This window comes from Actinoplanes subtropicus (assembly GCF_000721705.1).
Lineage (GTDB): Bacteria > Actinomycetota > Actinomycetes > Mycobacteriales > Micromonosporaceae > Actinoplanes > Actinoplanes subtropicus.
Map to the genome: position 1 here is coordinate 49319 of NZ_JOJL01000009.1, position 12380 is coordinate 61698.

The 12380-nt window shown below is 71.0% G+C and carries 7 protein-coding genes; 2 read left to right on the plus strand and 5 right to left on the minus strand.

Going from position 1 to position 12380, the window contains the following annotated elements; all coding sequences use genetic code 11:
* The first annotated feature begins 276 nt into the window (after positions 1 to 276).
* Entirely contained in the window at positions 277 to 1707 is a 1431-nt protein-coding gene (locus tag IH26_RS0114945) for a M1 family metallopeptidase (protein WP_030436787.1), read from the plus strand.
* A 4-nt stretch (positions 1708 to 1711) separates the two neighbouring features.
* Here the strand turns inward: IH26_RS0114945 and IH26_RS55840 are convergent, their stop codons facing one another.
* Positions 1712 to 3676, minus strand: a complete 1965-nt coding sequence (locus tag IH26_RS55840; protein ID WP_051808119.1) for a cellulase family glycosylhydrolase — start codon at positions 3674 to 3676, stop codon at positions 1712 to 1714.
* A 194-nt stretch (positions 3677 to 3870) separates the two neighbouring features.
* Here IH26_RS55840 and IH26_RS0114955 point away from each other — a divergent pair, with 194 nt between their 5' ends.
* Complete coding sequence (locus IH26_RS0114955; protein WP_030436789.1) at positions 3871 to 6321, plus strand: glycoside hydrolase family 94 protein; 2451 nt, start codon at positions 3871 to 3873, stop codon at positions 6319 to 6321.
* Here IH26_RS0114955 and IH26_RS0114960 read toward each other — a convergent pair.
* From IH26_RS0114960 to IH26_RS0114975, 4 genes are all read right to left on the minus strand, one after another.
* Positions 6308 to 7411 carry an aminotransferase-like domain-containing protein gene (locus tag IH26_RS0114960; RefSeq protein WP_169789750.1) on the minus strand — a complete coding sequence of 368 codons (1104 nt, stop codon included), beginning with the start codon at positions 7409 to 7411 and terminating at the stop codon, positions 6308 to 6310. The genes IH26_RS0114955 and IH26_RS0114960 overlap by 14 nt on opposite strands.
* 5 nt (positions 7412 to 7416) lie before the next feature.
* Positions 7417 to 8937: a hypothetical protein gene (locus IH26_RS0114965; RefSeq protein WP_030436791.1), complete on the minus strand. Its 1521-nt coding sequence runs from the start codon at positions 8935 to 8937 to the stop codon at positions 7417 to 7419.
* Positions 8938 to 8940: 3 nt separating this feature from the next.
* The gene (locus tag IH26_RS0114970; protein ID WP_030436792.1) at positions 8941 to 11010 is read right to left on the minus strand and encodes a hypothetical protein; all 2070 of its coding nucleotides are present in this window, start codon (positions 11008 to 11010) and stop codon (positions 8941 to 8943) included.
* A 70-nt stretch (positions 11011 to 11080) separates the two neighbouring features.
* Positions 11081 to 12301 carry a glycoside hydrolase family 6 protein gene (locus tag IH26_RS0114975; RefSeq protein WP_245665196.1) on the minus strand — a complete coding sequence of 407 codons (1221 nt, stop codon included), beginning with the start codon at positions 12299 to 12301 and terminating at the stop codon, positions 11081 to 11083.
* Positions 12302 to 12380: the final 79 nt, after the last annotated feature.

Here is a 12380-nt window from a genome sequence, read left to right on the forward strand (position 1 = left end):
TCATCGATCGATGGCTACATAGAACCACCATCGCCTGCGTCGGCGGCGGTGAGCTTGTCGTCAGTACTCGCAGTTCCTCCCGCGCATTGAGCTCATTCCGGGAGAGCTGCGACGGAACGATTTCCGACAACCATGACGACGCCGCACCGTCGGGTCGAATCGTCGTGGCCATCAAGCCCGACGGCGATCAGCATTGGTCGGCGCGCGTTGCCAGAGGTCCGAAGTCATGACGTGACGGCCGTGGAACCGATCGAGCGGGACCGATAGCTTGTCCTCATGGTACGGAAGCTGGCTCTCGCTCTGGTCCTCACGCTGTCGACGTCCCTCGCGCTCGCGGGCACGCCCGCCGACGCCGCATCCTCCGGCGCGCCGGGAGGAGGCACGCCGGGTGCACCCGGTATCGGCGACCCCTACTACCCGCTGGACGGCAACGGCGGCTACGACGTGCAGCACTACGACCTGGGCATCCGGTACGCGCCGGCCACCCACGCCCTCGCCGGGGTCGTGCAGATCCGGGCCGAGGCGACGCAGCGGCTGTCGGCGTTCAACCTCGACCTCGACGGCCTGACCATCCGGTCGATCACCGTGGACGGGCGGCCGGCCAAGTGGTCGCGATCCGGCACCGAGGTGACCGTGACGCCGGGGCGGACGCTGGGGTTCGGGCGCCTGTTCGCCACCCGGATCGTCTATGACGGGGTGCCCAAGGTGATCCGCGACCCGAACCTGGGCGACGGCGGGGCCTTCACCACCGACGACGGCGTGGTGATCCTGGGCGAGCCCTGGGTCGCGCGGGCGTGGTTCCCGTCCAACGACCACCCGAGCGACAAGGCGTCCTACTCGATCGCGCTGACCGTACCCCGGGGCCTGCAGGCGATCTCCAACGGCGTCCCGGCCGGCCGGTCGACCGCGCGGGGCTGGACGACGTGGCGCTGGGAGCAGCGGGAGCCGATGGCGACGTATCTGGCGATGGCCGCGATCGGCAAGTACGACGTCACGGCGTACCGCAAGAATGGGATTCAGTTTCTGGACGCGATCGATCCGGCGATTCCGGCCGACACGTATGCCCGGATAGCGAAGTCGTTCGCCCGCGAGCCGGAGATCCTGCGGTTCCTGTCCGGCTATTTCGGGCCGTATCCGTTCCGCGCGGCGGGCGGCGTGGTGGACGCCGACGGCGAGTGGGGCTTCGCGCTGGAGAATCAGGGCCGCCCGATCTACACGCCGCAGGACTTCGCCACGCAGGAGGACGGCGACAGCGTGGTGGTGCACGAGCTGGCACATCAGTGGTACGGCGACAGCCTCGCCCAGGAACGCTGGCGGGGCATCTGGCTGAACGAGGGCTTCGCGTCGTACGCCGAATGGCTGTGGAGCGAGCACGAGGGGCTGGGCACCGTGCAGCAGAAGTTCGAGGAGCTGTACGCGACGCCGGCGACCGACTCGCTGTGGCAGTCCAAGGTGGCCGACCCGGGGGCGCCGAACCTCTTCAGCCGTGCCGTCTACAGCCGCGGCGCGATGACGCTGCACGCGCTCCGGCTGACCGTCGGCGACCCGGCATTCTTCCGGATCCTGCGGTCGTGGGCGCAGCTGCACCGTAACGGCAACGTGACCACGGAGGAGTTCGTCGCCCTCGCCGAGCGGATCTCGGGCCGGGACCTCGACGGGTTGTTCACCGCATGGCTCTACACCCCGTCGAAGCCCGCCCACCCGTGAGCGCCTAGTCGAGTCGTACGTCGTCGAGGTCGACCGTGCCCGGGTTGAGGTAGACCCAGAGCACCCGGACGTCCTCGAGGGCCGTGCTGTCGCAGGACATGCCGGTCTGCAGGTCGATCGACGCGGTCGTCGTGGTGCCCTGGTTGATCCAGCTGAAGCCGGACTGGCACCACGCGTACCCGTCGCCGGTCTGCACCGCGATCGCCGCGTTGGTGCCGGCGGTGGCGCTGGTCCGCAGGTCGTACTTCAGCGCCGACCGGTTCGACATGTCGACCGGCTCGGCCAGGGTGACGCCGAACCAGCCGCCGTCGGCCGCCGCGACCTGCAGGCTGTGGCTGCCGTCGGTGGCGAACTCGGTGGTCTGCGCGACCGTGCCCGCGTTGGTCTGCCAGGACGCCGGCGCCCAGCCCTCGACGCCGTCCTCGAAGGAGTAGAGCACCTGCGTCGCCGTCGGATCGGGCTTGACCGTCACCGTGATGGAGGCCGTGTTCGACCACCGACCGGCCTGGTCCTGGACCACATACGAAATCCCCGCCTTGCCGGCGAATCCGGTCTGCGGCGTGAAGGTCACCGCGCCCGCGCCGTCGACGGTGAATACGCCGCCCGTAACGGTCGCACTGGTCTGCCGTCCGGCGGTGCCCGGGTCCAGGTCCAGCGAAGAGGGCCGGATCCTGGTGCGGTACGCGATGTCGTTGTCCGCCGGCCGCAGGGTCACCGGGGTGTTCGCCGCGGTGACTGCGGTGTCGTTGTCGGCGACCGGTGGGAGCGCCCGCTGCCCGTGCGCGATCTCGGTGGTCGCATTCGAGATCGTCGTGCAGACCGGGCTCGGGCAGTAGACGGTGAACCCGTCGTAGTCCGGATACGGCGTCCCGTCGTCCTGCGAGCCCGACAAGATCCAATACAGGAAGCCATTCCCGCCGGTCCGCGCGAAAGTACTCGTCCAGTCCTGATAAACCGGGTTGCGGGTGGCCTTGTCCTTCCAGCCGAACTCGCCCAGCATCACCGCCTTGCCCAGCCTCTTCGCGGCGAGATTGTGCCGGGTGATGTAGTCGTCGGCCCACTGCGCGGTGCGATTGCCCCAACTGTCCGGGTAGAGGTGGTAGGACATCACGTCGACGTCCGGCAGCGCGGCCAGCGCGAGGCTGTCCACGCCCTCGCCGCAGTTGTCGATCCAGTCCGGGGCGTCCGGCCCGTCGCAGAAGAATCCCTCGTCGCCGACGCTCACCAGGTGATGGCGGTCGAGCGACTTGAGGTACGCGGACATCTCGCCGGCCCAGTTCGTCAGCGTGCTCGTCGTGCAGTGACCGCTTTGCGGGTAGCTGCCCGAGCCCTTGCAGCGCGGCTCGTTGCCCAGCTCCCACGTCATGATCGTCGGGTCGTCCCGGTACTTGACGCCGGTGATCGTGTTGACCCGGTTCAGGATGTGGTTCAGGTAGTCCTTGTACCAGCCCTTGATCACCGGGTCGGTGTAGAAGTCGTCGTGGTACGCGTCGCCGCGCCAGCGTACGTATTGATCGATCCCGCCGAAGTCGGACCAGTTGTTGGTCAGCGCCAGCACCAGCCTCTGCCCGGAGCGCCGGGCGGCGTCGACCACGTAGTCGAGCCGCTCGAGACCGTTCGCCCCGTCGTTGAAGGCCGGCTTGGTGCCATCCCAGTACTGGAAGTAGACCCCGTCCGGCGGCGGGGCGACCGAGTTGCTGCCGTCGGCGTTGCCGATCAGGCCGAAGGCCCAGGTCCGCATCACGTCGAAGCCGGCCGCCTGCGCGTCGTGGAAGACATCGTCGACCATGGCCCGGCTCTTGTAGAACAGGTAGTAGTTGTTGGTGCCGCCGAAGCGGAACGGCTTGCCGTCGAGCTTGAGCGTGCTGCCGGCCCGGGTGACGAAGCCCGCGCGCTCCGCGGCGGCGGGGCCGGCCAGGACCAGCGCGCCGGTCATGGCCGCGAGGACCGCGACGAGGAATCTCCGCATGCCAGGGCCTCCTTGAATCGATCGATCACGACCGATGCCCAAGGTAGCATTCCGGGAGCGCTCCCAAAATCGGAACTTGGGGCTCGCCAGCGAGCGGCCCCCGCCCCTAGCATGGCGTAACAAACCGGGAGCGCGGGGGTCGGCGTCGGCTCGAATTTGGGAGCGCTCCCACGCCGGCCTAGGGAGAGGGACCTGTGCGCTACGGACACTTCGACGACGAGCGGCGTGAGTACGTCATCGACCGGCCCGACACCCCGCTGCCCTGGATCAACTACCTGGGCACCGAGGCGTACTTCGGCATCGTCTCCAACACCGCCGGCGGGTATTCGTTCTACCGGGACGCCAAGCTGCGCCGCCTGACCCGTTACCGCTACAACAACGCGCCGTTCGACGTCGGCGGCCGCTACCTCTACCTGCGGGACGACGCCAGCGGCGACTTCTGGTCACCGTCGTGGCAGCCGACGCGCACCGAACTGGACGAGTACGAGTGCCGGCACGGCCTCTCGTACACCCGGATCGCGTCGGCCCGCGGCGGGATCCGGGCCGAGACGCTCTACTTCGTCCCGCTCGGCGAGACCCTCGAGGTGTGGCGAACCCGGGTGACCAACGAGCGCGACACGGCGGCCGAGCTGTCCCTCTTCTCCTCGGTCGAGTTCTGCCTCTGGGACGCGCAGGACGACGCGACCAACTTCCAGCGCAACTTCTCCACCGGCCAGGTCGAGGTGGTCGACGGGGTGATCTACCACAAGACCGAGTACCGGGAGCGGCGCGACCACTTCGCGTACTTCGCCTGCTCGGAACCGCTCGCCGGGTTCGACACCCAGCGCGAGTCGTTCCTCGGCGCCTACCGCGGCTGGGACTCCCCGGCGGCGGTCGAGCGCGGCGCCGCCCTCGACTCGATCGCGTACGGCTGGTCCCCGATCGGCAGCCACCACGTGCGGCTCGCCCTCGCGCCCGGCGAGACCCGCGAGGTGGTCTTCGTCCTCGGGTACGCGGAGAACCCGCGGGACGAGAAGTTCGACCCGCGCGGCTCGCAGACCCTCAACAAGCGGTACGTCCGCCCGGTGATCGAGCGCTGGCTGCGGCCGGCGGCCGTGGCCGCGGGCTTCGACGAGCTCGGCGCCTACTGGGACCGGCTGCTCGGCGGGCTGCGCGTGAGCACACCGGACGCGGATACCGACCGGATGGTCAACATCTGGAACGCGTACCAGTGCATGGTCACCTTCAACCTGAGCCGGTCGGCGTCGTTCTACGAGTCCGGGATCGGCCGCGGCATGGGCTTCCGCGACTCCAACCAGGACCTGCTCGGCTTCGTCCACATGATCCCGGGACGGGCCCGGGAGCGGATCCTGGACATCGCGGCCACCCAGATGGCCACCGGCGGGGCGTACCACCAGTACCAGCCGCTGACCAAGCGGGGGAACAACGACATCGGCGACGGCTTCAACGACGATCCGCTGTGGCTGGTGCTCGGCGTCTCGGCGTACGTCAAGGAGACCGGCGACGCATCGATCCTGGACGAGCCGGTGACCTTCGACAACGCGGCCGGCAGCGAGGAGCCGCTCTACGAGCACCTGCGCCGCTCGGTGCGCTACACCCAGGAGCGGCTCGGCCCGCACGGGCTGCCACTGATCGGGCGGGCCGACTGGAACGACTGCCTCAACCTCAACTGCTTCTCCGACACACCCGGCGAGCCGTTCCAGACCACCGAGAACGCCAGTGGCGGCGCCGCCGAGTCGGTCTTCATCGCCGGGCAGTTCGTGCTGGCCGCGAAGGAGCTGGCGGCGATCGCCGACCTGCGCGGGCTGGACGGGGAGGCGGCCGAGTACCGCGCCGCCGCCGAGAAGATGACCGCCGTCATCCTCGAGCACGGCTGGGACGGCGAGTGGTTCCGCCGGGCGTACGACTTCCACGGCCACCCGATCGGCTCGGGCGAGAACGACGAGGGGCAGATCTTCATCGAGTCGCAGGGCATGTGCGTGCTCGGCGGGGTCGGCCTCGACGACGGGCTGGCCGCGCGGGCACTGCGCAGCGTGGCCGAGCGGCTGGCCACCCCGCACGGCATCGTCCTGCAGCAGCCGGCGTACTCGTCCTACCGGATCGAGCTGGGCGAGATCTCCTCCTATCCCCCGGGCTACAAGGAGAACGCCGGCATCTTCTGCCACACCAACCCGTGGATCATGATCGCCGAGGCGATGGTCGGCAACGGCGATCGCGCCTTCGACTACTACCGGCGGATCAACCCGTCGGCCCGCGAGGTGATCAGCGAGGCGCATCGCTGCGAGCCGTACGTCTACGCGCAGATGATCGCCGGCCGCGACGCGCCGACCCACGGCGAGGCCAAGAACTCCTGGCTGACCGGCACCGCGGCGTGGAACTTCGTCGCGATCACCCAGTGGATCCTCGGCATCCGGCCGGAGCTGACCGGGCTGCGGGTCGATCCGGTGCTGCCGGCGGACTGGCCGGGCTTCCAGGTCACTCGTGCTTTCCGGGACGCGACCTACGAGATCACCGTACGCAAGGAGCCCGGCGCCACCGGCCGGGTCGCGTACCTGATCGTGGACGGCGCTCGGGTGGAGGGAACCGTCGTGCCGATCGTGGAGCCCGGCGCCGTGGTTCGGGTGGAGGCCGTCATCGAGGGCTGACCAGGACAGTGCCGAGCCGGGCGGCGGCCTCCGCCAGGTCGGCGGGCGGCAGCTGGGAGAAGCAGAGCCGGATGCGGTCGTCGCCGCCGGCACCGTCGACGTAGAACGACGGGCCGGGCAGGAAGGACGTGCCGTGCCGCTCGGCCCGGGCGAGCAGGTGGGTCGCGCTGACGCCGGGTGGCAGCGCGGCCCACAGGAACCAGCCGCCACCCGGCGCCTCGACCGGCAGGAACTCGCGCACGGCCGAGACCAGGGCATCGCGCTGCCTGCGATACTCGGCGCGGACCGCGTCGAGGTGCCGCTGGTATGCCCCGGACGCGCCGAAGCAGTACATCGTGGTGGCGACGGAGTGGTTGACGCCGCCGCCGCTGTGCACGTAACCCAGCGTGGCCAGGCGGGTGATCAGCGCGGGATCGGCGTTGATCCAGCCCAGGCGCAGGCCGGGCGCGACGGTCTTGGCAAAGGTGCCCACCCGGACGACGCCCTCCCCGCCGGAGAGTCGCCACAGCGACGGCGGGGCCTGGCCGTCGTAGCACAGCTCGCGGTAGGTGTCGTCCTCGACGATCGTCAGGCCGGTCCGCCGGGCCAGCTCCACCAGGGCCCGGCGGCGGTCGGGCGGCAGGCTCCGGCCGGTCGGGTTGGCGAAGGTCGGCACCAGATAGAGCAGCCGTACGCGCGGGCCGTCCAGCATCTCGGCCAGCGCGGCCGGGTCCACGCCGTCGGCGTCCGCCGGGGCGCGCAGCACCGTGGCGCCGGTGTCGGTGAAGATCGGGAACGCCAGGTGGTAGGAGGGCGAGTCGACCAGGATCACGTCGCCCGGGCCGGCCAGCAGCGAGGCCACCAGCGCCAGGCCGTGCGAGGCGCCCCCGGTGACGAACAGCTGCTCGGGCGTGCTGTCGCCGAGGTGGGCGGTCAGCCAGTCCAGCAGCGGCGCGGGCCCCCTGGCATCGCCGTACGTCAGTTGCTGCCAGCCGAACTCCCGGGACGCCGCGGCCGACGCCGCCGCCCACGCCTCCACCGGCAACAACTCCGGCCGTGGATGTCCCCAGCCCAGGTCGAGGATGCCGGGCCGGCTCCGGAACTGGATCATCGGCATCACGCGGAGATGCCGGCGTACATGAGCCACCGCTCACGGGGCGACAGCCGGAGCCGGATCTTGCTGGGGTCGACCCGGCCGAGGGCGGGCAGCCACTCCCGGATCCGCAGCTGGGCGGCCTCCGCGGCGTCGGTGAGCAGGCGCTGCACCGCCGCGTGGTCCTTGTGCTCCTGGGCGAGCATCACGACCAGCTTCGCCCGGCCGCGGACGACGTCGCCCCGGCAGAGCCGCGACTGGGCGTACGCGACCTCGCACCGGCGGGTGTGCGGCTGCAGCGCGGCCTGCACCTCGGCCAGCAGCGCCGGCGTGTCGACCGTGCGGTGCGGGAGCTGCCACCACAGCCAGATGGGGTACGGCACCCGGCCCGTCGCGGTGGCGCCGGTCTGCTGGCTCGACGGCGGGTAGGAGCAGCGCATCGCCGGGCTCAGCGCGACCTTCCAGTCGCCGATGAGCCGGTCCTCGGACTCCGCGGCGACGCCCGGCCGGGGCCCCGCACAGGCTTCCAGCCGGGGCAGGGCGTCGTGCCAGCCCCCGGTCCACTGCGGAAAGGACTCCGGGGCATCGGCGGCGACCGGGAGCACCAGGTTGATGAACGTCGTCTTGCGCATGCTGGAGATGGACGCGGCGAGCACCCCGATGCCCCGCTCCCGCAACGCCTGCACCGTCGCGGCCGTGGTCCCGGGCTGCGACGGCCCGACGATGCTCGCGATCACCGCCCGCTTCGGGATGTGCACCGACGCCTCCGGGAACAGCCGGTTGCGGGCCTGGCGGTAGCGCTCTCGATCGAACCCCCGGATCGTGAACCACTCCCCCCGTACGCGATTGAGCCGTTGATCGTCGAGTTTCAGGCCGAAGCCGTATTCCTCGGCGAGCGCCGCCAGCTCCGTCTCGAAATCCAGCCGGGTCTCGGACATCTTGGGGTCGACCCCGATCGAGAACCGCAGGCAGGGCCCGATCGCGTCGCGCAGCCGCTCGTTCGACCCGTCGCCCCGCTCGGACCGGCTGATCTGCGGGACGGGCGCGACCGGGGTGTGCAGGTGCAGCACCGGCGCGCCGCGCTCGCCGGCCAGGCCGGTCAGCTTCTCGATGACCAGCGCCTGCATGAGCGCTTCCCGGTAGGTCGGCGACCAGTGCGTGTTGCCCAGCGTGATGAGCACCTCGACCTGGCGGGTGGACTGGTGGATGAAGCCGGGATTCGGCACGGCGTGCCCGGAGTACGAGTACGTCTCCGGCCCGGCGTCGTGTTTCACCGGGTCGATCTGCACCCGGCCGCTGAACGCCGACATCGCCGACGGCCAGATCGACGTCGACACCGACAGCCCGGCCGCGGCGAAGTGGCAGAAATCGGTCGGCCAGGCACTCGGGTCCTCCTTGTCCGGGTCGGGCTCGATGACCGGCAGCGGCGACGGGCCGTAGCCGTGCGTCAGCGTGAATTCCACCGAGGAGAAATAGGTGCCGGCTGCCTCCGCCGCTATCCGGGCCAGCTCCGAGGACTTCGTCGAGTTCGCGGGCAGCGTCACACGTCACCCCCCACCACGGGCGTCGAAAAAGTCGTCCGGCTCGACCGTACGCCCGGGGGCGCCCCGCGCGTCGCGCAGCCAGCGCGGCACCCGGGACGACCGCGGCACCGAACTTCCCCGGTGGATCCGCCGGGCGTAGAACTCGCACAGGCACAGGACGACGATGAAGATCAGCACGGCCAGCGCGACCTGGAACAGCCGGGTCATCTCCCGGTCCGACTGCACGGTCGCGATGGCGATCGCCAGCGCGGTGGTCACCGCGACCGAGGCGGTGGCGAGCATCCGCTGGAACTTGTGCAGCTGGCCGAGCACCGATTTGGTGCCGGGCAGGTCGAGCCGCGCCAGCAGCAGCCCCGGGACCAGCAGGAGCACCGCGACGACGGCGTCCGCCTGCTCGGGCACGAAGTCCGGGGACACCTTCGCCGAGTACAGCCACTCGAGCCCGCCGGCCAGGAAGGTCCCGATGCCCAGCACCACCAGGGCCAGCCCGGCCACCATCCGGGTGATGTTCTCGATCAGGGCCGGCGCCTCGTCGGCGAGCGCCATGAAGGCGAAGACCCGGACCGGCTCGGTGGACTGGGGGCTGAGCTCCACCGAGGGCCGCCGCCAGTGCGCGTGGGCGCCGTGCTCGCGGGGGTCGTTGTCGGTGGTGACGTCCCGGCCCACCTGGGCGGCGCGCAGCCCGGCGGCGATGCTCAGCAGGGCCGGCCCGGGCAGCCCGCTGCGGGCCAGATGCTGCATCCCGTCGGCGGCGTAGTGCGCGCAGAACGCGGCGAGCACGTCGAGCGAGCAGTCCCCGGCGGACAGCGCCGCGATCACCTCGTCGGCGCTCAACCGGCGGGCCGGGGGCGCCGAGCCGGGGCCGACCGGGATCGGCAGCCGGGCGAGATAGGCCTCGTAACCGGCCAGGTCGACCAGCCGCCGCCGGCCCAGCTCGGCCAGCCGCGACGCGATCCCCTGCATCTCCAGTTCGAGCAGCTTGTGGTAGGTGCCGAGCCGGTCCGCGCGCCGGGCCACCGACTCCAGGTCCTGGGCGAGCACCTCGACGAACTCCTCGTCGACGTCGCTGGACATCAGGAACCGGCGGACGCTGATCTCCTGCCGGACCTCCAGGGTCAGGTGGTACGCCTTGACCGACCGCGGGATCTCCGTCTCGTACTCGACGACGAACTCGCGGTTGACCGGCAGCGCGTTCTTGGCCAGCGTCCGCAGCGGGGTCGGGCGGTGCTGGGCCGGCAGCAGGGGCGCGTCCCAGGTCAGGAACCGGCGCGGCCGGTTCAGGGCGAGCTGGGCGACCAGGATGTACTGCCGGGTGGCCAGTTGCAGCAGCCGGGCGAACGGGATCAGCAGCCGGTCGCCGCCCTCCGCCGGGAAGAGCGCTTCCAGGCCGAGGAGCGCGAGATCGCGTACGGCCCGGGAATTGCCCTGCCGGGTCAGCAGCCCGGCGTGGTCGAGCGGGGTGTGCAGGCGCTGTCCCGCCGGCGAGCCGACCATGATGAGCTCGGTGATCGCCGCCTCGATCAGCCAGCGCGACCGCTGGTGGGTGTGCCGCAGCTGGTGGATCGGGCTGGCCGGCGCCGAGACGTCCTCGTGCGCGTTGATCAGCATGTGGAGCAGCTTCACGAAGGCGGCGGCGGTGACCCGGTTGGCGTCGCGGTGCGAGAGCCGGGGCACGACCTCGCCGCTCGAGTCCTTGATGACCACGGGCGCCAGGTCCCGGCGGCTGTACCGGGACACCGGCACCCACAGCGAGGGATGACCGTCCGGCGCCTCGCCCGGGACGATCAGCGTGTCGCGCAGCCGTCCCGAGATCAGGTCGAGGTCGACGTCGACGCTGATCGACCGGCTCATGTGCCCGCGGTCCACCAGCGTCAGCTGCTCCGACAGCCGGGCCAGGTGGTCGAGCCGCAGGGACAGGTCCATCAGGGCCAGCCCGAGCGCCGCGTCCCGGCTGGGAAAGGTCATGGGGGCGGTGGGCACCGGCAGCGCCACGATCAGCGTTCGCAGGTGGTCCAGCGGACCGCCGGCCGACGGATCGGCCGGCGGTGAGCTCCCCCGGATGGTGACCGTCATGGTTTGATCCTGGCCGCCGTCCCCGGTCCGACGGAAGATCTGTCGCCATATCGACGGTCTCGGCCGCCGTTCAGTGCAGCGGCGGGTTCGCCAGCTTGACCAACTCCAGGGCCTGCTGCGGGAACCAGGCGCCGGCCGCCGGGTCGGCGGTGCCGCCGCGGGCCGGGTCGACGCCCGTGCCGGTGCCGCGGTCGCACTGCCCGTCGGACTGGCCCGGCGTCTTGACCCACAGGAACGCGTCGGCGAGCGGGTCGCCGGTCCTGGTGGTCGGGCGCAGGCCCAGCCCCCGGTCCGGCGGGTTGCACCAGGTCTGCGGGTCGGGCCAGGTCACGCCGACCGGCGCGGCCCACGGGCCCTGGCCGTTGCGGCTGGTGTCCACGACGAAGTGCGCCAACCGGTTCGGCGCGACGGTGCCGACGTTGGCGTCGTACCAGGCGTCGCTGAGCCCCCAGGTGCTGAAGTCGCCGGGGCTCGCCGGGTAGTACTGGCTGGCGCACCGCTCGAAGTGACCACGGTTGTCGGCCGTGCCCTGGGTGCCGTAGTAGACGCACTTCGAGATCCAGTCGCCGAACTTGAGCTGGCGCTCGGTCGTCTCGTAGTTCGACACGTTGAGGAAGAACCCGTCGGCCTTCCGTACACCCGCCTTGACCAGGCGATCGGCGATGTCGCCGGTGCCGAGCCAGGCGCTGTGCGTGCCGTCCAGGTAGACGCTGGTGCGTGGCAGGGCGGTCAGGTGATCGACCGCGTAGTTGAGCATCGCGAACCGGTCGGAGGCGGCGGTGGCCGGGTCGGCGTCGGCCGGCTGGCACCACTCCTTGCTGCCGTTGATGGTGGTGTACCAGGGGATGATGCCCAGCCCGTCCGGCTCGACCAGCACCGCGGCCGGCTCGGCACCGATGCCGGCCGCGAACGCGTCGATCCAGGCCTCGTACGCGGCCACCGAGGTCGCGCCGCCGGCCGAGTACTGCGAGCAGTCCCGGAACGGGATGTTGTAGGCGACGAAGACCGGCAAGGTCCGCTGGGCGGCCGCCCGCCGGGCCTCCGCCCGGATCGACTTGGTCAGCGACGGGCCGGAGCCGCCGGTGACCCAGACCGCCTGCGGGGTCTCGACCATGGCGCGGACCTGGCGCGCCAGTCCACCCTGGCCGGCGGCCTGGAGCTGGGCGATCTGCTGGACGGCGCCGGGATCGGGCCGCGGGGTGTAGAAGCGGGTGCCGTCCGGAATACCGCCGGGGCACGGGTTGAAGGTCATCAGGACGGCGGTGGCCGTCGCGGTGAGAGATAAGGACACGTCGGACTCCTGAGTCGCCGTGGGAGCGTTCCCATCTATCGATCGAGCTTCGAACTCCGGCCTGTCCAAGTCAATGGGG

Bases quoted from the DNA above. Each gene is read 5' to 3' on its own strand.
- IH26_RS55840 (WP_051808119.1), bottom strand. From the start codon at position 3,676: ATGCGGAGATTCCTCGTCGCGGTCCTCGCGGCCATGACCGGCGCGCTG.
- IH26_RS0114970 (WP_030436792.1), bottom strand. From the start codon at position 11,010: ATGACGGTCACCATCCGGGGGAGCTCACCGCCGGCCGATCCGTCGGCC.
- IH26_RS0114960 (WP_169789750.1), bottom strand. From the start codon at position 7,411: ATGATCCAGTTCCGGAGCCGGCCCGGCATCCTCGACCTGGGCTGGGGA.
- IH26_RS0114945 (WP_030436787.1), top strand. From the start codon at position 277: ATGGTACGGAAGCTGGCTCTCGCTCTGGTCCTCACGCTGTCGACGTCC.